This is a genomic window from Streptomyces sp. ICC4 (assembly GCF_003287915.1).
GTDB lineage: Bacteria > Actinomycetota > Actinomycetes > Streptomycetales > Streptomycetaceae > Streptomyces > Streptomyces tritrimontium.
This window is the reverse complement of record NZ_CP030286.1, coordinates 8,026,799-8,048,891: the sequence shown is the minus strand read 5'-3', so window position 1 is coordinate 8,048,891 and position 22,093 is coordinate 8,026,799. Positions and strand designations below refer to the sequence as shown.

General features: G+C 73.4%; 15 protein-coding genes and 2 pseudogenes. 8 read left to right on the top strand and 9 right to left on the bottom strand.

Going from position 1 to position 22,093, the window contains the following annotated elements:
• Positions 1–494 precede the first annotated feature (494 nt).
• The gene (locus DRB89_RS37775; protein WP_112463632.1) at positions 495–3,056 is read right to left on the bottom strand and encodes a nitrate- and nitrite sensing domain-containing protein; all 2,562 of its coding nucleotides are present in this window, start codon (positions 3,054–3,056) and stop codon (positions 495–497) included.
• A 476-nt stretch (positions 3,057–3,532) separates the two neighbouring features.
• Between DRB89_RS37775 and DRB89_RS46445 the strand changes: the two genes are divergently transcribed.
• Positions 3,533–3,814, top strand: a complete 282-nt coding sequence (locus DRB89_RS46445; RefSeq protein WP_343234634.1) for a hypothetical protein — start codon at positions 3,533–3,535, stop codon at positions 3,812–3,814.
• Positions 3,815–3,857: 43 nt separating this feature from the next.
• On the opposite strand, the pseudogene DRB89_RS37765 reads toward DRB89_RS46445, so the two are convergent.
• A pseudogene (locus tag DRB89_RS37765) lies at positions 3,858–6,539 on the bottom strand (hypothetical protein); the annotation flags it as partial.
• A gap of 342 nt (positions 6,540–6,881) precedes the next feature.
• Between DRB89_RS37765 and DRB89_RS37760 the strand changes: the two are divergent.
• Both DRB89_RS37760 and DRB89_RS37755 read left to right on the top strand, forming a co-directional pair.
• Positions 6,882–7,676 carry a hypothetical protein gene (locus DRB89_RS37760; protein WP_112452510.1) on the top strand — a complete coding sequence of 265 codons (795 nt, stop codon included), beginning with the start codon at positions 6,882–6,884 and terminating at the stop codon, positions 7,674–7,676.
• Positions 7,677–7,951: 275 nt separating this feature from the next.
• A complete protein-coding gene (locus DRB89_RS37755; RefSeq protein ID WP_239516572.1) occupies positions 7,952–8,395 on the top strand; it encodes a hypothetical protein in 444 nt (147 codons plus the stop codon).
• 16 nt (positions 8,396–8,411) lie between these two features.
• Here the strand turns inward: DRB89_RS37755 and der are convergent, their stop codons facing one another.
• The 4 genes from der to DRB89_RS37735 all read right to left on the bottom strand — a co-directional run bounded on the left by der (position 8,412) and on the right by DRB89_RS37735 (position 12,581).
• A complete protein-coding gene (gene der, locus DRB89_RS37750) occupies positions 8,412–9,872 on the bottom strand; it encodes a ribosome biogenesis GTPase Der (protein WP_112452508.1) in 1,461 nt (486 codons plus the stop codon).
• Between the two features lie 75 nt (positions 9,873–9,947).
• Positions 9,948–10,535, bottom strand: coding sequence for a lysophospholipid acyltransferase family protein (locus DRB89_RS37745; protein WP_112454261.1), 588 nt, complete (start codon positions 10,533–10,535; stop codon positions 9,948–9,950).
• A 56-nt stretch (positions 10,536–10,591) separates the two neighbouring features.
• Positions 10,592–11,326, bottom strand: a complete 735-nt coding sequence (cmk, locus tag DRB89_RS37740) for a (d)CMP kinase (protein WP_112452507.1) — start codon at positions 11,324–11,326, stop codon at positions 10,592–10,594.
• A 166-nt stretch (positions 11,327–11,492) separates the two neighbouring features.
• Positions 11,493–12,581: a prephenate dehydrogenase gene (locus DRB89_RS37735; RefSeq protein WP_112452506.1), complete on the bottom strand. Its 1,089-nt coding sequence runs from the start codon at positions 12,579–12,581 to the stop codon at positions 11,493–11,495.
• A gap of 237 nt (positions 12,582–12,818) precedes the next feature.
• Here DRB89_RS37735 and DRB89_RS37730 point away from each other — a divergent pair, with 237 nt between their 5' ends.
• From DRB89_RS37730 to DRB89_RS37720, 3 genes are all read left to right on the top strand, one after another.
• On the top strand, positions 12,819–13,985 hold the full coding sequence (locus DRB89_RS37730; protein WP_112450023.1) for an agmatine deiminase family protein: 1,167 nt from the start codon (positions 12,819–12,821) through the stop codon (positions 13,983–13,985).
• 77 nt (positions 13,986–14,062) lie between these two features.
• A complete protein-coding gene (locus DRB89_RS37725; RefSeq protein ID WP_112450022.1) occupies positions 14,063–14,776 on the top strand; it encodes an urease subunit gamma in 714 nt (237 codons plus the stop codon).
• An 80-nt stretch (positions 14,777–14,856) separates the two neighbouring features.
• Positions 14,857–16,536, top strand: coding sequence for an urease subunit alpha (locus DRB89_RS37720; protein ID WP_239516920.1), 1,680 nt, complete (start codon positions 14,857–14,859; stop codon positions 16,534–16,536).
• Between the two features lie 161 nt (positions 16,537–16,697).
• Here the strand turns inward: DRB89_RS37720 and DRB89_RS37715 are convergent, their stop codons facing one another.
• Positions 16,698–17,270: a TetR family transcriptional regulator C-terminal domain-containing protein gene (locus DRB89_RS37715; RefSeq protein WP_112450020.1), complete on the bottom strand. Its 573-nt coding sequence runs from the start codon at positions 17,268–17,270 to the stop codon at positions 16,698–16,700.
• 312 nt (positions 17,271–17,582) lie between these two features.
• Here DRB89_RS37715 and DRB89_RS37710 point away from each other — a divergent pair, with 312 nt between their 5' ends.
• Together DRB89_RS37710 and DRB89_RS37705 are read left to right on the top strand one after the other, a co-directional pair.
• Positions 17,583–18,596 (top strand): agmatine deiminase family protein, encoded by a 1,014-nt coding sequence (locus DRB89_RS37710; protein WP_112463631.1) that lies wholly within the window; start codon positions 17,583–17,585, stop codon positions 18,594–18,596.
• A 158-nt stretch (positions 18,597–18,754) separates the two neighbouring features.
• Positions 18,755–20,230 (top strand): annotated as a pseudogene (locus DRB89_RS37705) (peptide-N4-asparagine amidase); the annotation flags it as partial.
• A 48-nt stretch (positions 20,231–20,278) separates the two neighbouring features.
• Here DRB89_RS37705 and DRB89_RS37700 read toward each other — a convergent pair.
• Together DRB89_RS37700 and DRB89_RS37695 are read right to left on the bottom strand one after the other, a co-directional pair.
• On the bottom strand, positions 20,279–21,424 hold the full coding sequence (locus DRB89_RS37700; protein WP_112448758.1) for a DUF6596 domain-containing protein: 1,146 nt from the start codon (positions 21,422–21,424) through the stop codon (positions 20,279–20,281).
• 8 nt (positions 21,425–21,432) lie between these two features.
• Entirely contained in the window at positions 21,433–21,840 is a 408-nt protein-coding gene (locus DRB89_RS37695; RefSeq protein WP_112448759.1) for a YciI family protein, read from the bottom strand.
• Positions 21,841–22,093 lie beyond the last annotated feature (253 nt).

The following is a 22,093-nucleotide window of genomic DNA, read 5'->3' as shown; positions in this document are numbered from 1 at the left end:
GAACGGTGATCCGCTCACACGACTATGACGCCGAGCCTAGAGCGGCGGATGCAGATGCACAGCACCGGATTCCAAGAAGTGATCCGGTCCACCCCAACTCCCCGTTGCCCGTCCCTCCCGACCGGCGGCTAAAGTCCAGGGACCGCCTCGGTGTCCACAGTTGGCTGCCGCACATCCGGCAGCGGCATGCCGTGGGTGTAGGCGTAGGTGTTGGCGTAGGTGTAGGGGGAGAGCGTTCGTGCGTCTGACTCTGACTGTGGTCGATCCGTTCGGCGGGGTCTCGACCGATGTGGTCCTCGACGCCGACGAAGCCTCGACGGTGGGCGACGTCGCGCACGAGCTCACCCGCCAGGTCCAGGCCCGGGCCGCGGCCGCCTACGCCTCCGGATCCGGAGGCGGATCCCCGGACGGCGGCAGCGGCAGCGGCAGCAGCGGCGGGCAGGTCATTCCCATCGGAGCGCAGCGCCGGCCCGGCCAGGGTTACGCCCTGCCTCTTATACCCATCCGCCGCTGCGAAGGGACTCGCGGTTGCGCTCGCGGTCGCGATCACGGTCGTGGTCGCGATCACGGTCGCGGTCGTGGTCGCGGAAGGGGTCCCGGCCCGGGTGGCGGTCGGTGAGGCGGGAGGCGGCGCCGTGGTCGGCGAGGCCGGCCAGGCCGACCGTGCCGCCCGTGCCGTCGATGGGGGGCTCGCCCGTACGGAATCCCGTGCGCTCCCCCGCCCCGTCCGCGGCCCGGTCGCCCATGCGGTCCGCGATGCGCTCGCCCTTCCAGCCGCCGCCGCGCTCGGTGTGCCGCTCCGCGTGCGGGCGGCTGCCCGCCGGGCGCAGGCCGAGCAGGCCGCTGCGCGGGATGCCGTTGGGCGGGGTCTCGTCGTCGAGGGTGGCCATGGCGGGCCGGCCGCCCTTGGTGCCGATGCCGCTCCCGGTGACCCCGGTGAGGCCCGCGAGGCCGGTGGGGGCCTCGTCCAGGGCCGTGGCGGGGTCGTCCAGCCCCAGCAGGCCGATCGGGGCCTCCAGCTCGACCGGGCCGCGCAGTTCGGCGCCGACCGGGAGCCGCCGGTCGGCGGACGCGCCCAGGGCCGCCGCCGCGGGGCGGGCGGAGCCGGGGCCCACGGCCTTGCCGCCGGCCAGCCGGATGCCGGTGCCGTTGGTTTCGGGAGCCTCCGTCAGCAGGGCCACCGGGAGGAAGACCACCGCGGTGGTGCCTCCGTACGGGCTGGGCTGGAGGCCGACCTTGACGTCGTGGCGCTGCGCGAGGCGGCTGACCACGAACAGGCCGAGCCGGTCGGTGTCGGAGAGCTCGAACTCGGGGGTCTCGGCCAGCCGGAGGTTGGCGTCGAGCTGGGCTTCCGGGGTCATGCCGAGGCCCCGGTCGTGGATCTCCAGGGTGAAACCGTTGGCCACGCGCTCTCCGAGGACCTGGACCGCCGTGTGCGGCGGGGAGAACACGGTGGCGTTCTCCAGGAGTTCGGCGATGAGGTGGGTGACGTCGGCGACGGCCGGGCCGGCGATGCCCAGGCGCGGGAGCCGGCGCACCTCGATGCGCTCGTAGTCCTCGACCTCGGCGACGGCCGCGCGGACGACGTCCATCAGCTGGACGGGCTTGCGCCACTGGCGGGAGGGGGCCGCGCCGGAGAGGATCACCAGGCCCTCGGCGTGCCGGCGCATGCGGGTGGTCATGTGGTCGAGGCGGAAGAGGTCGGCGAGCTCCTCGGTGTCCTCGGTGCGCCGCTCCATGGTGTCGAGCAGGGTGAGCTGGCGGTGCAGCAGCACCTGGTTGCGGCGGGCCAGGTTGACGAAGACCTCGGACACGCCGCGCCGGAGCTCGGCCTGCTTGACGGCGGCCTCGATGGCCGCGCGCTGCAGGGAGTTGAGGGCCTGGCCGACCTGGCCGACCTCGTCCTTCTCGTAGTCCAGGCGCGGCGCCTCGGTCTCCACGTCCACGTGCTCGCCGGCGGCCAAGCGGCGCATCACGCCGGGGAGGCGGACGCCGGAGACCTCGTGGGCCTCCTTGCGGAGCCGGGACAGGTCGCGGATCAGCTCGCGGCCGATGCGGACGGACAGGATCAGGGAGACGAGCAGGGCGATGAAGCCGAGGATCCCGGCGACGGCGGCCTGGACGAGGACGCCCATGGCCACCGGCTCGACGCGCTTTTGGTAGCGGTCGCCGGCCGCGGTGCCCATCACGGCGAGGTCGTCGAGGACCTTCTGCGCGGCGGCGTCCCACTGGGCGGGGGCGACGTTGCGCGCGGCCTTTCCGGTGCCTCCGGCGATGAACCGTTCCTCCGCCTCGCGCAGGGCCCGGCTCTCGGGGTTGTTCCAGTACTGCTCGAACTGGTCCCGGTCGGCCGGGGGGAGGATCGCGAGGTTGAACTCGTAGAGCAGCTTGCGGTTGGCGACGAAGTCGGTGACGCGCCGGATGTCGGCCGGGCTGACGTTGCGGGCGGCGAGGGCCGCCGCGATGACCGCGTCCTCGCGCGAGAGCGTCTCGCGGGCCCGGGTGATGCCGACCAGGGCGCGGCCCTGCTTGTCCATCTCCACGTTCTCGAGCGCGTGGAGGTTCATCAGGAACTCGTAGCAGGGGTCGACGAGCCGATTGTAGAGCTCGAGGGCCTGGCCGGTGTCGAGGGAGCCCGAGGAGTCGACGGCGCTGCGCAGCGCGCCGATGCCGTGGAAGGCGTCGAGGATGGAGCGCAGGCGCTGGGCCGTGGCCGGGCTCAGCTCGTCGACGACCTCGGGGTCCTCGGCGTCGGCGGTGATCTTCGCGATCGCCTCGTCGGTCTCGGCCCGTCGCTTGGCGAGCTCCGCGGTGGCGGCGGAGGCGCGGGGGTCGCCGATGACCACGAGGGTCTGGCGGCGCTCCTTCTGGACGACGCGGACGACGTCCTCGATGGGGTAGCCGACCTTGTCGATGACGTAGGCGACATCGAGCAGTTGGACGGCCTGACGGCCCGTGAGGACCGTGGCGAAGCCCCAGAGGGCGGTCAGGGAGACGAGCGGCACAAGGAGCAACGCCACGATCTTCCGGCGGATGGATTTCCCGCGAAAGCGCATGGCCTCCCCAGCCTCCCCAGCTCAACCCCGCTGTCGGGGGTCGGTGTTCCGTCATTTAAACGGCGTGAGCCTACTACTGCCACGGCGAAGGTTCGAAGGCGTGTCCGGACGTTTTCGGCCTGACGCCCGGGCGAAGATCACGAGTTGTCCGATAGCTCCCGCCGGGAGCAGCCCGATATGTGGCACATGACACCTGGTGCACCGTCAGTTCCCGCATGAGAATGGATGGCTGGAATTATTCGTTCCGCGACATCTCGGGGCGCTGCGCACGTCCGGGATGCGGGAATCTCCGGACCGTCCCGTACGTCTACCTGTTCGAGGCGGGCATGACCGGCGGCACCGGGGGCAGGCAGGGGACCATGCGGATGAGGTACGAGGACGGCGGCGCGGGACCGGGAGCGGGAGCGCGGGGGCCGTCACTCTGGGTCGATGGACCGGGGCGGCGGCGGCTGCCGGACCCGGTGCGGAAGTCTGCCGTGCGCGCGGTGCTGATCGTCGCCGTGACGCTGACGGACGCGACGATCGCGTTCTTCCTGACGATCACCGGCTCCTGGCTGGCCTTCCCGCTGGTGCTCACCGGGATAGGGGGCACCGTCGTGGCCACCTGGGCCGTGCTCGACGTGTTGATCACCCGGCAGATGTGGAACCAGCGGTACGGGGTCGTCTCGGAGCCGAGCAGCACCGCCAGGCCCCGCCGGACCGCCACGGCCCGAATACCCCGCGACGGCGGCTCCCTGCCCGCCACGGGCCGGCGGTAGACCGCGGGCCCGTGGGGGTGCGTGGGGAAGCGGCGGCGGCCCCTCAGGACATCTGGGTGCTGCGGCGGAACATGCGGGTCGCGGTGATCTCCCCGTGGATCGTCTCCTCGTCCGGGGACTGCTGGGGCAGGCCCGGGCGCAGGTGCTCCTCGACGCTGATGTACTTCAGCCCCGCCCGCAGGTCGGCGTCGTTGCGCAGCCGGATGACCAGGGGGAACTCGGCGAGGGCCGTGGTGTCGAACAGGCCCGTCGTGTAGAGCAGCTGGACGCCGAGCGCGTCCGAGACGGCCCGCTGGAGCTCCAGCAGGTACGTGGCGTTCGCGCGGCCGATCGGATTGTCGAGGAACAGCGTGCCCGCGTGCCGGTGCTTGTCCCGGCCCCGGTCGTTGCTGCGCAGCGCCGCCATCGTGCAGTACAGCGCGATCGCCGCGGTGAGCAGCTGGCCGCCGGAGAACACGTCGCCCATCTGGCCGACGGGGACGCGCTCGGCGCGCAGCACCGCGTCCGGCTTGAGGATCTCCACCGCGATGCCCTTGGGCTCCAGGGCCGCCTGGACCCCGTGCAGCAGTAGCGACATGCCGTCGCGGCGGCCCTCGCCGAAGGAGGCGGTGCTGTTCTTCTTCACGGCGGCCCGGGTCGCCTCGTCGATGACCTCGCCGAGGCGGTCGGTGAGGGTGGCCTGGTCGGGCTCGTCGAAGCGGATGCGCAGGAACTCCTGGCCCGACCACTCCCCCAGGCCCTCGGGCAGCTGGGAGAGCCGCTGGGCGGAGCGCAGGGTGGCCAGGGCCGATTCCACGAGTCCGCGCAGCCGGTCGACGATGCTGTCGCGGTTGCGCTCGAGCTGCGCCAGCTCGTCGGTGAGGACGCGCAGCCGGGGCGCGAAGGCGACGGCCCAGGCCGCCGCGTGCTCGGGCAGGGCGGCGGCGGGCAGTTCGCGGATCTGCTGGCGCGCGGGGGTGCGTACCTGCTCGTAGCGGTTGGCGTTGGCGTGCCGGACCAGGATGTCGCTCGCCTCGCGTACGGCGGCCTCGGCGGCGGACAGGTCGGCGGCGCAGGCCCGCAGCGCGCGGCGGGCCTCGGTGGCCGACCGGCGGCCCTCTTCCAGGGTGCCGGCGTGGGGCACCGGCTCCTGCTCGTCCTCCTGGTGGGTGTGGTCGCGCAGGAGGTCCCGGAGCAGGGCCGCGGTCTCGTCGAAGCCGCCGGCGCCCTCCTCGGCCGTGCGGTGGGCGCGCAGCAGGTCGGCGTGGGCCGCGCGGGCGGACTCCACGGCGGCGGTGTGGGCGCCGAGCCGGGCGGTGGCGGTGCGGAGCATGGCCTGGGCGGCTTCGACGTCCCCGGGGACCAGCTCCTCGGGGAGTTCGGTGTGCGCCCCGCCCTCGGCGGGGGCGTGCCGTTCGGCCTCGCCCCGCAGCCGGCCGAGCTGCTCGCTGGCGGTGGAGGCGCGGGTCTCCAGCATCTGCACGAGGGCCTCGGCGCGGGCGGCCGCGGCCTGCCGGGAGGGTCCGTCGGCGCCGTCGGTGCCTTCGAGGAGCTGGGCGGCGCGGGTGCGGACCTTGTTGGTGAGACGGTCCAGCTCGCCGAGGGCGGCGCTCTCGTCGCTCTCGGCGCGGGCCTGTTCGGCGCGCAGGTCGGCGCCGACGCCGACCTTCTCGTAGAGCTGCGAGGCGGCCCGGTAGGCCTCGCGGAGGTCGGGGAGCGGGGCCTTGCGGGCGCCCGCCTCCCCGGCGGGGACCTCGGGCAGCGGCTCGGGGGCGCCGGCGATCTCGGCGCGCTCGGCCCGCAGGGCACGGGCGGTGCGGCGGGCGTCGTCGGCGGCGCGCTGGGCGGCGCGGCGGTCCTCGTCGGCGGCGCGGGCCCGGTCGAGGCACACCTCGGCGCGGGCCTCGGACTCGGCGGCCTCCTCGGCGAGTTCGCGCAGCCTGGACTGCCAGCCGGCGCGCTCGCGCAGCCGGTGGGCGAGGCCGGCGAGGACGTCGGCGACGCGGCGGGCGCGCTGGGCGGTGTCCTGCCGCTCCTCGCGGACGCGGGCGGCGTCGGCGGCGGACTCGTCGGCGTCGGCGCGTACGGAACGGGCCTGCGCGAGCTCGGCCTCGGCCTCCTCGGCGAAGGCGCGGGCGGCATCGGCCTGCCGGGCGAGCTCGGCGAGGCGGCCGGGCGGGCAGCCGGTGCGCCAGGAGGCGAGCCGGGCGGCGAGCTCGCGGTCGCCGGAGAGCCGGGCGGCGAGCTCGCGGATCTCGGTGTCCCGGGCGGTGGCGCGGCCGCGCAGGGCCTGTCGCTCCGCGTCGGCGGCGTGCTCGTCGTGCATGGCCGGGTTCGGCGGGACGATGAAGATGCCGGACGCCGCGGAACCGGTGTCCCCGGCCGGGGGCACGGGCGCGAGCAGGGCGGCGGCGGTGCCGACGGCGACGGTGGAGCGGGGCAGCAGGGCGGCGCCGGAGAGCACCTCTCGGGCCCGGGCGTGGGTGTCCGGGTCGGTGATGACGACGCCGTCGACGAGCTCGGGGCGGGCGGCGAGGACGGCGGCGTGGTCGGCCGGGTCCACGGACTGCGCGAGGTAGCGCCAGCCGGGGAGGGCGGGGATGCCGTGCTCGCCGAGGTACTCGACGGTGGCCAGGACGTCGGGGCCGGGCGGCAGCAGGCCGCCGTCGCCGAGGGCGCCGAGGATGCGGGAGTCGTCGGCGGCGGCGGTGCGCAGCTCGAAGAGCTGGCGTTCGGCCGAGCCGACGGTGTCGGCCAGCATCCGGGTCAGATTTATGCCTGGCTCGTGGGCGCGGAGGTGTGTATAAGAGACGGACGCAGCCCCGCGGCGGCTCCCGGCCCGCCACACCGCGCCGCGCGGGCGCCCACCCGGTCGGCCCACCGGCCAAACGGCCAGCACCGACCACCAACTGCGCACAAGCAGAAAACAGTTGGCATGAAAGCAACGCCCCGGTCGGACCGTTCACTCCTTCGGGGGTCCGGTTCGATTCCGTTCCCTCAAACGGCGTGACCCCGGCCGCCGCTCCCCCGTTGAGCCCGGCGAGCCGGAACCCCCCGGCCCCGCACGCCTAGTCCGAGGAGCCACCCCGTGCCGCGCATGCTCGAAGTCAGTGATGAGGTACGTGCCGAGATCGGCGACGAGGAGGCCGAGCGGCTGCTCGCCGGAGACGGGTCCCCGGGCAGTTACGACTGCACTTCCTGCCGCACCCCCGGCGACTCCGAGCGCGAGCAGACCAGCACCGTGCTGTTCGTCGGCGACGAGACCGCCGTCCTCGCCTTCGCCCACGCCGGCTGCATCCCCTCCCAGGTCGTCTCCGTCCCCGAGGCCGACCTCCAGGGCGCCGTCCGCTCCATCACCGGCGACAGCCCCGCCCCGGCCTCCCCCGGCGGCGACGAACCGCAGTCCGTGCCCGGCGGCCAGGCGGTCCTCGGCATCACCAGCGGCCTGATCCTCATCAACGGGGAGCTGCACCCCGCCCTGGTCGTGGAGCCCACCGCGCCCATCGCCCGGCCCGGCACCACCGGTCCCGGCGACGACTTCCTCCCGCTCCTCATCGAGCAGGGCTTCGTCCCGGTCAGCGACACCGAGAAGCTGCCGTCGCCGCTGAGCGGCTGGTCGATCCTGCTCGCCGCCGGCCAGCTGCACTCCGTGCTCCAGCCCGGCCAGGTCGCCTGGTGGCAGGCGCACCGTCCGCTGTCGGTCACCGACGGCTGGCGGGCCGCGGTCAACAAGACGCAGCGCGTCCTGGTCTACGCCGCCCCCGTGGACTCCATCGGCCAGCAGCCCCGCGAGGACCTGCTCCGCGACGCCCTGGACAAGGCCGCCCGCAACGGCAAGCTGGTGGCCGCCTCGATGCCGCTGGCGGGCACCCCGGGCGCCTGACACCCCGCCGGTCCCCCCGGCACGCCGGGGCCCCCGCGAGGGCCCCGGGGCACGCCGGGGGCCCGGCACCCTTCCCTCCCCGATACGGCCGTCCGCTCCCCCTCCGGGGGGCCGGGCGGCGTGCGCCGGGGGTGTGCGGTCCGTCCCGCACACCCCCGGCGATCTGCGTTTTCCGCCCCGTGACCCCGCATCCGCGCGGCGCCGGTTTCGTTGGCTGATACGTGCATTCCTACGATGTCTCCCGCGCCCCGTCCCATCAGAGCAGCGTCCCCCCGATGCGCACCGCGCGGGAGCTGGACAGCGCTCCGGCCGCCTCGCACACGCCCATCTACGACACGCTGTACTCGGAGTACCTGCGCGCCTTCCGGGCCCTCCCGGGCGACCGCACGGGCGAGGAGCACCTCGGGTTCACCGCCTTCTCCTACGGCGGCGCCTACGCCGCGGGCACGGGCTCGTACCCCGTCGGCTCCGGCACCTACGGCAGCGGCGGCTACGGCGGTGGCTACGGCAGTGGCTCCGCGGCCTCCTACGCGGCGGCCGGCTGGAACGGTTCCCCGTGGCAGCCCGCGGACGCCTGGCAGCCCTCCTACGCCCCGCAGCCGCAGTACTCGTACGCGGGCGCCGCCGCGAGCACCGGATACGCGAACGGGCGCCAGCACCAGACCGGGACGCACCACGTCCCGGCGGCCCTGCCGCCCGCTCCGCGCCGGGGCCACTAGCCCCGGCACACGGTCACTACATCTTGCGCTTGTGCTGCGCGCCGCGCTTCTCGCGGACCCGGACCGAGATGTGGATCGGGGTTCCCTCGAAGCCGAACTCCTCGCGCAGGCGGCGCTCGATGAAGCGCCGGTAGCCGTGCTCCAGGAAGCCCGAGGCGAAGAGGACGAACCGCGGCGGCTTGCTGCCCGCCTGGGTGCCGAACAGGATGCGGGGCTGCTTTCCGCCGCGGATCGGGTGCGGGTGCGCCGCGACGACCTCGCCGAGGAAGGCGTTCAGCCGACCGGTCGGGATGCGCGTCTCCCAGCCCTCCAGGGCCGCCTCGATCGCCGGGACCAGCTTCTCCATGTGGCGGCCGGTGAGCGCCGAGACGTTCACCCGGGGCGCCCAGGCGACCTGCTGCATCTCGGTCTCGATCTCGCGCTCGAGGTAGTAGCGGCGCTCCTCGTCGAGCTCGTCCCACTTGTTGTACGCGATCACGATCGCGCGGCCCGCCTCGACGGCCATGGTGATGATGCGCTGGTCCTGGACGGAGATGTTCTCGGTCGTGTCGATCAGGATGACCGCGACCTCCGCCTTCTCCACGGCGGCGGCCGTACGCAGCGAGGCGTAGTAGTCGGCGCCCTGCTGGAGGTGCACCTTCTTGCGGATGCCCGCGGTGTCGATGAACTTCCAGACGACCCCGCCGAGCTGGATCAGCTCGTCGACCGGGTCGCGGGTGGTGCCGGCCATCTCGTTGACGACGACGCGGTCCTCCCTGGCGACCTTGTTCAGGAGGGAGGACTTGCCGACGTTCGGGCGGCCGATGAGCGCGATCCGGCGCGGACCGCCGACGGCGGTGCCGAAGGTCTGCTCGGGCGCCTCCGGGAGGGCCTCCAGGACGGCGTCGAGCATGTCGCCGGTGCCGCGGCCGTGCAGCGAGGAGACCGGGTGCGGGTAGCCGAGGCCCAGGGACCACAGCGAGGCCGCGTCGGACTCGCCGCTCTGGCCGTCGACCTTGTTGGCGCACAGCACGACCGGCTTGCCGGCCCGGCGCAGCAGCCGGACGACGGCCTCGTCGGTGTCGGTGGCGCCGACCTTGGCGTCGACGACGAAGACGACGGCGTCGCAGGCCTCGATGGCGTATTCGGCCTGGGCGGCGACGGAGGCGTCGATGCCGAGGACGTCCTGCTCCCAGCCGCCGGTGTCGACGACCTTGAAGCGGCGGCCGGCCCACTCGGCCTCGTAGGTGACGCGGTCGCGGGTGACGCCGGGCTTGTCCTCGACGACCGCCTCGCGGCGGCCGATGATCCGGTTCACCAGGGTCGACTTGCCGACGTTCGGGCGGCCGACGACGGCGAGAACGGGCAGCGGGCCGTGGCCGGCTTCCAGGATCGCGCCTTCGACATCCTCTACGTCGAAGCCCTCTTCCGCGGCGAGCTCCATGAACTCCGCGTACTCGGCATCGCCAAGTGCTCCGTGGTCTTGCTGGTCGTTCATGAAGTCCGTTCCTCGTCGTTCGTGGTGATCGGTGGGGCCCGCGCAGCGCGGTTCCACTACTAGGTCAAGTCTCGCTCAGCGCCCGGTGAGGCGCTTGGCGTCGGCCAGGTGGGCGGTCAGCCGGTCCTGGATGCGTACGGTGGCCTGGTCCAGCGCGGTACGGGTACGGCGGCCACTGCCGTCCCCCGCGTCGAAGGCATCGCCGAAGACGATGTCGACCCTGCTCTTCAGCCGCGGCAGCGCCTTGACGACGCGGCCGGCGCGCTCGGTGCTGCCCAGGACGGCGACCGGCACGATCGGCGCGCCCGAGCGGACCGCGAAGTACGCGAGGCCCGCGCGCAGCGAGGCGAAGTCGCCCTCGCCCCGGGTGCCCTCGGGGAAGATCCCCAGGGCCCCGCCGTTCTCCAGCACGCCCAGCGCGCGGCCTATCGCGCCCCGGTCGGCGCCGGAGCGGTCCACCTTCACCTGCCCGATCCCTTCGAGGAAGGGGCCGAGCGGGCCGACGTACGCCTCCTTCTTGATCAGGAAGTGCAGCGGCCGGGGGGCGGTGCCCATGACCATGGGTCCGTCGATGTTGTGGGAGTGGTTCACGGCCAGGATGACGGGTCCGGCGGCGGGGACCTTCCAGGCCCCCAGCACGCGCGGCCGCCAGAGGCCGTACATGAGCCCGATGCCGATCCGCCGGCCGACCGCCGCACCCTTGAGGGAGGGCGTACCGCTCACGTGCGACCCGCCCGCTTCTCCGGGTCCCCGGTCGCGCTCCGCCTCTCTTCGACCAAGGTCACCACGCACTCGATGACCTGGTCCAAGGTGAGCTCGGTGGTGTCCACCTCGACCGCGTCGCCGGCCTTGGCCAGCGGGGAGGTCTTGCGGCCCGAGTCGGCGGCGTCGCGCTTGATCAGCGCCTCCTTGGTGGCCGCGAGGTCCACGGCCTCCTTGCCGCGCAGCTCGCCGCTGCGGCGAGCGGCGCGGGCCTCGGCGGAGGCGGTGAGGAAGACCTTGAGGTCGGCGTCGGGCAGGACGGTGGTGCCGATGTCCCGGCCCTCGACGACGATCCCCTCGGCCTCCCGGCCCGCCTCGGCGGCGATGGACCGCTGGAGCTCCGTGATCAGGGTGCGCACCTCGGGGACGGCGCTCACGGCGCTGACCTTGGAGGTGACCTCCTGGGTGCGGATCGGGCCGGAGGCGTCCAGGCCGTCGACGGTGATGGTGGGCGCGGACGGGTCGGTGCCGGACACGATGGCCGGCTTGCCCGCCGCGAGCGCGATGGCCTGCGGGTCGTCGGTGTCGACGCCGTTGGTGATCATCCACCAGGTGATGGCCCGGTACTGGGCGCCGGTGTCCAGGTAGCGCAGCCCGAGCTTGGCGGCCACGGCCTTGGAAGTGCTGGACTTGCCCGTGCCGGAGGGACCGTCGATGGCGACGATCACGGCGGACGGAGCTACGGTTTCCACGGTGCGGGCACCTTCCTGGTTGCGCGTACGTGTCCGGGCGCGCCAATAGCGCCCCTCCTCCAGGTTACCGGGCTTTTCGGCGCCGCCCGCCGGGCGGGCGGACGGCGGCGGACGGCCACGGGCGGCGAAGGGCGGACGGCGGGCGGACCCGGGCCGGCGGGGGCGCCTACTGCTGGCGCAGGGCCCAGCCGCGTTCGCGCAGCTCGGCCGAGAGGGACGCGACCGCCCGGGGTTCGACCATCAGCTGGACCAGGCCCGCCTGCTGGCCCGTCGCGTGCTCGATGCGCACGTCCTCGATGTTGACCCCGGCCCGCCCGGCGTCGGCGAAGATCCGCGCGAGCTCCCCGGGCTGGTCGGAGATGAGCACGGCCACCGTCTCGTACGCCGTCGGCGCCGCTCCGTGCTTGCCCGGCACCCGGACGCGGCCGGCGTTGCCCCGGCGCAGCACGTCCTCGATGCCGGCCGCGCCGCCCCGGCGCTTCTCCTCGTCGGCGGACTGCAGGCCGCGCAGGGCTTGTACGGTCTCGTCGAGGTCGGCGGCGATCCCGGCGAGCACGTCCGCGACCGGGCCCGGGTTCGCCGAGAGGATCTCCACCCACATCCGCGGGTCGGAGGCGGCGATCCGCGTCACGTCCCGGATGCCCTGCCCGCACAGCCGCACGGCCGTCTCGTCGGCCTCCTCCAGCCGGGCCGCGACCATGCTGGAGACGAGCTGCGGGGTGTGCGAGACCAGCGCGACCGCGCGGTCGTGCGCGTCGGCGTCCATGACCACCGGGACGGCCCGGCACAGTGCCACCAGCTCCAGCGCCAGGTTGAGCACCTCGTGGGCGGTCTCGCGGGTGGGCGTCAGCACCCAGGGCCGGCCCTCGAAGAGGTCCGCCGAGGCGGCGAGCGGCCCGGACTGCTCCTTGCCCGCCATCGGGTGCGTACCGATGTACCGGCTGGTGTCCACGCCGAGCTCGTCCAGCTCGCGCCACGGTCCGCCCTTGACGCTGGCGACGTCCACGTAGGCGCGGGCCAGGCCGCGGCCGATCGCGTCGGCCAGGGCGGCGGCCACGTGGGCCGGCGGTACGGCGATGATCGCGAGGTCGGCCCTGCCCTCGTAGGCGTCCTCCGTGCCGGCGCCCAGCGCGGCGGCCGTACGGGCCTGCCCCGGATCGCGGTCGGAGAGGTGGACGGCGATCCCGCGGGAGGCGAGGGCGAGCGCCGCGGAGGTGCCGATCAGTCCGGTTCCGATGACGACGGCGGTTCTCACGGGTGCTCCAGGGATGAGGTCGGAAGGGTGGCGGGCGAGGTGGGGTGTGCCTGTCTCGTGGGCTCGGAGATGTGTCTAAGGGACAGCCCCCTCCACGCCCGCTGCCCCTGCCGTCCCATCGGCTCTCCGGGGCCGCGCACGTCTCAGATCTTGACTGAATTTTCAGTCAGTGACAGAGTCGGGTCATCGCCGGAACCGGCACACCCACTTGATCCCACTCGATAGGGAGACACACCCATGAGCGAGTCCCCCGGAACCGGCCGCACCGTCCTCGGCCGGCTCTTCGGCTCCGCACCCTCCCGCAGGCGCGTCCTGGGGACCGTCGGCCTCGGGGCGGCGGGAGCCGTGCTGGGCTCCGCGGCCGCGGCGGTGCCCCGGCCCGTGAACCCTGCGGTCCCGCGCTGGCGGGTGGACCGGGACGACGTCCCCCACGCCCGCACCTGGATGTCCTGGCCCTCGCGCTCGTCCATCTGGGGCGGCCGCGCACTGACCGGGGTCCAGGAGGACATCGCGCTGATCGCGAAGACGATCGCCCGCCACGAGCCCGTCGTGATGTGCGCGCCGGACTCCTACACGGCCGCCACCGCCCGCTCCTGGTGCGGCCCCGCGGTCACCGTGATCACCTCGGTTCCCACCGACGACCTCTGGATGCGCGACATCGCCCCGGTCTTCCGCCGGGACGGCCGCGGCGGACTCGACGCCATCGGCCTGAACTTCAACGGCTGGGGCAACAAGCAGGCCCACTCCTACGACGCCGATGTCGCCGAGACCATCGCGTACGACAACCATCTCCCCTTCAGCCGGACCGAGTTCGTCGGCGAGGGCGGGGCGATCGAGACCGACGGCGACGGCACGGTGATGGCCACGGAGAGCAGCCTGGTCAACAAGAACCGCAACCGCGGGATGAGCCGGGCCGAGGTCGAGGACGCCGTCCTGCGGGCGTACGGCGCGGACAAGATGATCTGGGTGCCCGGCATCAAGGGCAAGGACATCACCGACGACCACATCGACGTGACCTCGCGCTTCATCCGGCCGGGTGTCGTGATGGTGCAGGTGCCGCCGGCGGACCGCGACGACGTCTGGGCGCGCGACGCCCGCGAGCAGTTCTCGATCCTCTCCGGTGCCACGGACGCCCGGGGGCGGCGCCTGACGGTCGTCAAGGTCGAGGGCCCCGACACCGTGCGCTCGAAGAAGTCCGATTTCGTCGACTCGTACATGAACTTCCACGTGGTCAACGGGGCTGTCATCACCGCCCAGTTCGGGGACGCCGTGAAGGACGCGGCGGCCAAGCGGACCCTGGCGGAGGCCTTCCCCGGCCGGACCGTGGTGCAGCTGGACGTCGACCGGCTGATGGCCGGGGGCGGCGGCATCCACTGCTCCACGATGCAGGAACCGCTCGCCTAGTGCTGTGACCGGCAGGCGGCCGCAGGCCGCCCCGGCCGGAGCCGCTCCGCCCCGCCCCCCTTCACAGATGAGGCCGTATGCGACTGACACCGACCGAGCGGGACCGGCTGCTGATCTTCACGGCGGCGGAACTGGCCCGTGCCCGCCGGGCCCGCGGCGTGAAGCTCAACGTCCCCGAGGCGACCGCGCTGATCACCGACACCGTTTGCGAGGCGGCCCGGGACGGCCGCCGGCTGGCCGAGGCGATCGAAGCGGGGCGACACGTGCTGAGCGCGGACGAGGTCCTGCCCGGGGTGCCCGACGTGGTCACCTCGATCCAGGTCGAGGCAGTCTTCGACGACGGTACGCGGCTCTGCGTCATCGACGACCCCTTCCGGGAGGCGGGTTCGCTCGGGCCCGACGCCCCCGGCGCCGGCCTGCCCGGGGACGGCGCGGGCTATCAGCGGGTCGAGCCGACGGTGCGGCTGCTCGTGCGCAACACCGCGAGCGTGCCCATCAGCGTCACCTCGCACTTCCACTTCTTCGAGGCGAACCCGCGCCTCGCCTTCGACCGCGCCGCGGCCTACGGCACCCGGCTCGCCGCGCCGGCGGGCGCCTCGGTCCGGTTCGACGCCGGGTCCTCCGTCGCCGTGGAGCTGCTGCCCATCGGCGGGGCGCGCGTCACCATCGGTTTCGCCGGCCTCGTCGACGGCCCCCTGGACGCGCCCGGCGCCCGGGAGGCCGCCCTGGCCAAGGCCCGCGCCACGGGGTACCTCACCGCATACCAGGAGCAGGAGCAGGAACAGGCATGAGCGGCAGCATCTTCGACTCCGCGGGCTGTCACGGCCGCCCGGGCGGCGCTCCGGCGGACAGCACGGACCCGTACGACTACATGGCGGTGCACGGCCCCCGCGCCGGGGACCGCATCCGGCTCGGCGACTCCGGGCTCATCGTCCGCGTCGAGTCCGATTCCCAGAAGCCCGGCGACGAGTTCCTCGCCGGCTTCGGCAAGACCGCCCGCGACGGACTGCACCTGAAGGCCGCCGCCGTCCGCGACACCTGCGACATCGTGATCAGCAACGCACTGGTCATCGACGCGGTGCTCGGCATCCGCAAGACCAGCATCGGCATCCGCGAGGGCCGCATCCACGCGATCGGCCGCGCCGGGAACCCCGACACCCTCGACGGGGTGGAGGTGGTCGTCGGCACGGGTACGACCATCGTCTCGGGCGAGGGCATGATCGTCACCGCCGGCGCCGTCGACACCCACGTGCACCTGCTGTCCCCCCGCATCATGGAGGCCTCGCTCGCGTCCGGGGTCACCACGATCATCGGCCAGGAGTTCGGCCCGGTATGGGGCGTCGGAGTCAACTCCCCGTGGGCGCTCAAGCACGCCTTCAACGCCTTCGACGCCTGGCCCGTCAACATCGGCTTCCTCGCCCGCGGTTCGTCCTCCGACCCGGCTCCGCTCGTCGAGGCCCTCGCCGAGGGCGGTGCGAGCGGCTTCAAGGTCCACGAGGACATGGGCGCCCACACCCGCGCCCTGGACACCGCCCTGCGCGTGGCCGAGGAACACGACGTGCAAGTCGCCCTGCACACGGACGGGTTGAACGAGTGCCTGTCCGTCGAGGACACCCTGCGGGTGCTGGACGGCCGCACCATCCACGCCTTCCACATCGAGGGCTGCGGCGGCGGACACGTCCCCAACGTCCTGAAGATGGCCGGCGTGCCGAACGTGATCGGCTCCTCCACCAACCCCACCCTGCCCTTCGGCCGGGACGCGCTCGGCGAGCACTTCGGCATGATCGTCTCGGCGCACGACCTGAAGGTCGACCTGCCCGGTGACGCCGCCATGGCCCGCGACCGGATCCGCGCGGGCACCATGGGCGCCGAGGACCTCCTGCACGACCTCGGGGTCATCGGGATCACCTCCTCCGACGCGCAGGGCATGGGCCGCGCGGGCGAGACCGTACGCCGCACCTTCGCGATGGCCGGGAAGATGAAGACCGAGCTCGGCCCGCTGGACGGCGAAGGGTCCTACGGCACCGCCGAGAGCGGCGACGACAACGAGCGCGTCCTGCGCTACATGGCCAAGCTCACCATCAACCCGGCGATCGCCCACGGCCTCGCGCACGAGGTCGGCTCGATCGAGGTCGGCAAGCTCGCCGACCTCGTGCTGTGGTGGCCCCAGTACTTCGGCGCCAAGCCGCAGTTGGTCCTCAAGGGCGGCTTCCCGGCGTACGGGGTCACCGGCGATCCGAACGCCTCCACCGACCGCTGCGAACCGCTGGTCCTCGGGCCGCAGTTCGGCTCGTACGGGGCGACCGCGGCCGACATATCGGTGGCGTTCGTCGCGGAGGCCGCCGTGCAGAACGGCGACCTGATGCCCACCCGGCGCCGCCGCGTCGCGGTCCGCGGGACCCGGGGCATCGGGCCGAAGGACATGCTCCGCAACTCCCGTACCGGCAGCGTCGACGTGCACCCCGGCACCGGCCTGGTGTCCCTGGACGGCGAGCCCCTGGTCTCGGAACCGGCCGACTCCATCTCGCTCGGCCGCCTCTACTTCCTCTAGGCCGTCTCTTTCGGATCTTGCCGGGCCCGCGGCGCCTGGCACCGCGCCTGGCCGCGTTGTCGGAACGCCCGAGTACGTCCAGTACACGCAGCGCCCCTCCGCCTTGCCAGGCACGGCACCAGACGCCGCGGGCTCGGCCGACAAGATCCGAAAGAGACGGCCTAGGCGTCCAGTTCTGCCGTGATCGCGTCGGAGAGGAGACGGCGTGCGTGCTCCAGGGGCAGCGAGCCGCTGAGCCAGCGGACGCTGAGGCCCTCGAGGAGGGCCGTCAGGCGCTCGGCGGCGGCCGCGTGCTCGGGGGCCGTGCCGACGGGCCTGGCCTGGGCCAGGAGGTAGGAGATCTCGTGCACCCAGCTGTGGGTGGCTTTCGCCACCTCCTCGCGCAGGTCCGGATCGAAGACGGCGCTGGCCCGGAGCTCGCCCCAGGCCGTGCTGTTCTCGCGGACCTCCGGGGTGTCCTGGAGCTCGAGGAGCAGGACCTGCGTCAGTTCGTCGCGGGGGCTCTCGCCGCCGTCCGCGCCGGCCTCGCGCTCGGCGGTGTAGCGCTCGGCGCGGTCGCTGATGAACTCCAGCGTCCGGCGGAGGATCCCGGCGCGGTCGGTGAAGTGGTAGTAGATCAGCGAGGTGGACACGCCGGCCTCGGCTGCCAGCTCTCCCACGCGGAGCCCGCGCACGCCGCGGCGCGCGATGACGCGCGTGGCGGCCCTGAGTATTTCTGTTCGACGGTCTGACACGAGGAGTCACTCTACCCGTCGGGTCCGTCACCTGGGGCTTTTCCTGACCGTAACATCAGGGCCGCTGCTTCCGGTAGCAATGCCGTGATCAGGGCCATATCGATGCACCCCCTTGCCCCGCCTGCCCCCGGAGCAGGGGTGTGGTTCCTCCCGCCTGACACCCGGTGTGTCCGATTCCGCATCAGCTTGGCCAGAACCATTGACTGAATTTTCAGTTCGGTGGAGGATTCGGGCAACCACCACACCCCATCGCCCGTGACGAGCCCACACCCTCGACACGAATACTGACTGAATTTTCAAACAGGAGAGATCATGACGACGTTCCGGATGCCCGCCGAGTGGACCGACCACGAAGGCTGTCTGATGGCGTGGCCCACCCGCCAGGAGCTGTGGGGCGAAGTCTTCGACGAGGTCAAGGCCGAGTACGCCCAGGTCGCGGCCGCGATCGCCGCGTTCGAGCCGGTCACCATGGTGGCCCTGCCCGGCAGCGGGGACGAGGCCCGCGCGCTGTGCGGGGACGGCGTCGAGGTGATCGAGCTTCCGCTGGACGACTCCTGGTTCCGGGACTCCGGGCCGATCTTCGTCCTCGGTCCCGACGGGCAGCGGGCCGGCGTGGACTTCCGCTTCAACGCCTGGGGCGGCAAGCACTTCCCCTACGACACCGACGACAAGATCGCCGCGGCCCTGCTGCAGCACTTCGGCGTGGACCGGATCGACTCCCGGATGATCCTCGAGGGCGGCGCGATCACCGTCGACGGCGAGGGCACGCTGATCACCACCGAGCAGTGCCTCCTGCACCCGAACCGCAACCCGGACATGACCAAGGCGGAGATCGAGGCCGAGCTGATCGCCCGCCTCGGTGTCACCAAGGTGATCTGGCTGCCGTACGGCGGCCTGCTGGACACCGAGACCGACGGGCACGTGGACGGCGTCTGCGCCTTCGTCGCCCCCGGCAAGGTGATCGTGACCCTGCCGGGCGACCCCGAACATCCGGACCACGAGCGCATGCGCGCGAACCGCGCCGTCCTGGAGGCGGCCACCGACGCCGCCGGGCGACCGTTCGAGATCATCGACCTGCCGCAGAGCGCGTTCGTCGAGGTCGACGGCCGGGAGACCGAGGTCGGCTACCTGAACTTCTACATCGCCAACGGCGGGGTCGTCGTCCCGGTCGCCGGCACCTCCGAGGACGAGGGCGCGCTCGCCGTCATCGCGGCCGCGCTGCCCGGCCGCAAGGTCGTCGGGGTCCGCTCGCGCGTGATCGCGTACGGCGGTGGCGGCGTCCACTGCATCACCCAGCAGGTCCCCTCCGCCGCCCGCCCCGCCTGACCCCGCTCGCCCCTTTCGCCGCGCCCGGGCCGGCGGACCGCAGGCAAGTCCCCTCGCAGGCCGTCCCTTACGGATCTTGCCGGGCCCGCGGTGCTGGGCGTCGGTCGTCGGCGGCCTCAGATGGGTATCAGGGACAGCCCGTGGCCCGACCCGCGACCCGGTCCTGCCAGGTGACCCTCGCCGAAGCGCAGTTCCGCGATTTCACCCCGTACCGGGGCAGCTACGCACCACCCGCCGCCTGCGGAACGGCCGCCGGCTGGGCGAAGGTGGTGCTGCGCCTCGACGGCAAGGTCAAGGGCCGCCAGTACGACCGCCTCGGCCACCTCTCCGTCGGCGGCGTGGAGGTCTTCCGCACCTCCACGCCCGAGCCCTCGCCGGACGGCATCGCCTGGTCCGTCGAGAAGGACGTCACCCACTACCGCGACACCCTCAGCGGCCCGCAGCCCGTCGAGATGCTCATCGGCAACGTCGTCAACGACACCTACACCGGCGTCATCGACGTCAAGGTCACGCTGACCTTCTACGCGGCCGAGGGCCGACCCGGCACCGCCACCGCCACGGGCTCGGACTCCGGCCGCACACCCGACCGCGTCCTCCCGCTCACCACCCCGGCCGTCACCCTCCCCCGCAACACCGAGCGGCTCCTCGCCGAGGTCTACGCCACGGGCTCCGGCGGCGGCTGCGAGGAGTACTGGTACATGACCGTCCCGGACGCGGCCCCGTACTCCTGCAAGGCGGCCGACGGCCCCTACCGCGAGGTCCGGATCTCCGTCGACGGCCGCCTCGCCGGCATCGCCGCGCCCTTCCCCACCGTCTGGACCGGCGGCTGGTCCAACCCCTTCCTCTGGTACGTCACCCCCGGGCCCCGCGCCTTCGACGTCCAGCCGATCCGCTACGACCTCACCCCCTACGCCGCCCTCCTCAACGACGGCCGCCCGCACCGCGTCGAGGTCTCCGTCGCCGGAGTCCCGGCCGGGCAGAGCGGCTGGAGCACCCCGACCAATCTGCTGCTCTGGCAGGACACGGCCCGCGAGGTCGTGACCGGCGCGCTCACCCGCGAGGAGCAGAGCGATCCGGCCAACTCCTCGCGCTGGACACGCGCCGCACCCGGCGCCGAGCACCGCCTGGACACCGAGGGCGGCCACCGGCTGACCGTCGCCGGGTACCTGAACACCTCGCACGGCCGGGTCACCACCACCGTCACCCGCACCGTGCGCAACACCTCGGTCCACCGCTGGACCGAGGGCGAGGACCGCGACGCACTGACCGCCACCTGGACCGACGAGGAGCGCGTGACGCGCGGGGCGACCACCGTCCGCACCGACCGTACGTACACCATGGACGGCGAGACCACCCTCGGCGCGGACGACCGGCTGCGCACCGTCATCAGCCTCGGCGACCGCGCCGACACCGTCACCCTGCGCGGCGGCCGTGAGGTGGACCGGTCCCGCCTCGAAGACCGGTACACGGGTGACGCGAGCTACACCGTGAACGTCCCGCGCGAGCAGCGGCACGCGGTCGCCACCACCTCGGCCCGCTACCGGCTGTACGGGACGGGGGCGCCGGGCGGATGCCACGACCGCACGGTGGCCACCGTGCAGGGCACGATCACGCAGGACCGCCGCCGCTGTTGACGCCGGGCCGGCCGCATCCGGGCGGGCCCGATGCGGGGGCTCGCACCGTCAGGGGCTCCGGCGGGCGTTGAGCCGGGCGGCCTGGCGCGTCAGATGGTCGCGCTCGGCGAGGTTGGGCGCCTTGCGGGCCGCCTCGGCGTACAGCCGGGCCGCCTTCACGGGGTCGCCGTCGCGCTCGTGGAGGTACGCCGCCACCGCCGTGTGGCGGGGCAGCGAGCCGTCCAGCGCCGCGAGCGCCACGAGGCCGGCGCGCGGTCCGTCGGCCTCGCCCACGGCCACCGCGCGGTTGAGCAGGACGACGGGGCTGTCGGTCAGCCGCGCGAGCTCGTCGTACCACTCGACGATCTGCACCCAGTCGGTCTCCTCGGCGGCGGGCGCGTCGGCGTGCAGCGCCGCGATGGCGGCCTGGGCCTGGAACTCGCCGAGCCGGTCGCGGGCGAGGGCCGCCTGCAGGATCCGTACGCCCTCGGCGATCGACCCGGTGTCCCACCGGCCGCGGTCCTGCTCCGCGAGCGGCACCAGGCTGCCGTCGGGCGCGGTCCGGGCGGCGCGCCGGGCGTGGTGGAGCAGCATGAGGGCGAGCAGTCCCGCCACCTCGGGGTGGTCGATCGCGGCCGCGAGCTGCCGGGTGAGGCGGATGGCCTCGGCGGCGAGGTCGACGTCCCCGGAGTAGCCCTCGTTGAAGACCAGGTAGAGGACGCGGAGCACGGTGGCGACGTCTCCGGGCTGGTCGAGCCGTACGCCGGACACGGTGCGTTTGGCCCGGCTGATGCGCTGGGCCATGGTCGCCTCGGGCACCAGGTAGGCCTGGGCGATCTGCCGGGTGGTGAGCCCGCCGACGGCGCGCAGCGTGAGCGCGACCGCGGACGACGGGGTCAGCGACGGGTGGGAGCACAGGAAGTAGAGCCGGAGCGTGTCGTCCGCCGCGGGCGCGGGCCCGGGCGCCGGCTCCTCGTCGACGCGGTCCTCACGCCGGCGGCGGGCGGTGTCCGCGCGGGTCGCGTCGAGGAACCGGCGCCAGGCCACGGTGACCAGCCAGCCCTTGGGGTCCCTCGGCGGGTCGGCCGGCCAGACGCGGACCGCCTCGGCCAGGGCGTCCTGTACGGCGTCCTCGGCCGCCGCGAAGTCTGCTCCGCGGCGGACGAGGATGCCGAGCACGCTCGGCGTGAGGCTCCGGACCAGGGCCTCGTTCACGGGGGAGGTCACTCCGTGATGGTGGGCGGCGCGGCCAGGAACGGGCGCACCTCGAGCCACTCGTGGATGGGCTTGCCGCCGGCCCCGGGGGCGGCCGAGAGTTCCCCGGCGAGTTCGAGGGCGCGGTCGTAGCCGTCGACGTCGATCACCATCCAGCCGGCGATGAGGTCCTTGGTCTCGGCGAACGGGCCGTCGGTGACCGGCGGGCGGCCTTCGCCGTCGTACCTGACCCAGGCTCCCTCGGGGGCGAGCGCCTGACCGTCGACGAACTCGCCGGTCCCTTCGAGGCGGTCCGCGAAGTCCTGCATGTACTGGACGTGGTCCGTGATCTCCTGCGGCGTCCACTGGTCCATGGGCACGTCGTTGACCGCTGCCGGGGCCCCGCGGTAGTGCTTGAGAAGCAGGTACTTGGCCATGATGTCTCTCCTCGGTCTGGTGCGACCCATCTTCGTCGCGTTCACAGCGGGGACGGAGCGGGCCACGGGTTCTCGACATCGCCGCCGAAAGTTTTTTTCGGAACCCGGAACCCGGAACCCGGAACCGGAACCCGGGACCCGGCCCGCTGCGGCCGGCGGAGCGCCCGGGCGGGAACGTGCCTACGCTGGGAGGAGCTCCCGGGGAAGGCCGTGGACCGCGGCTCGCACCCCTCGGACGAGGTGAAGCCATGAC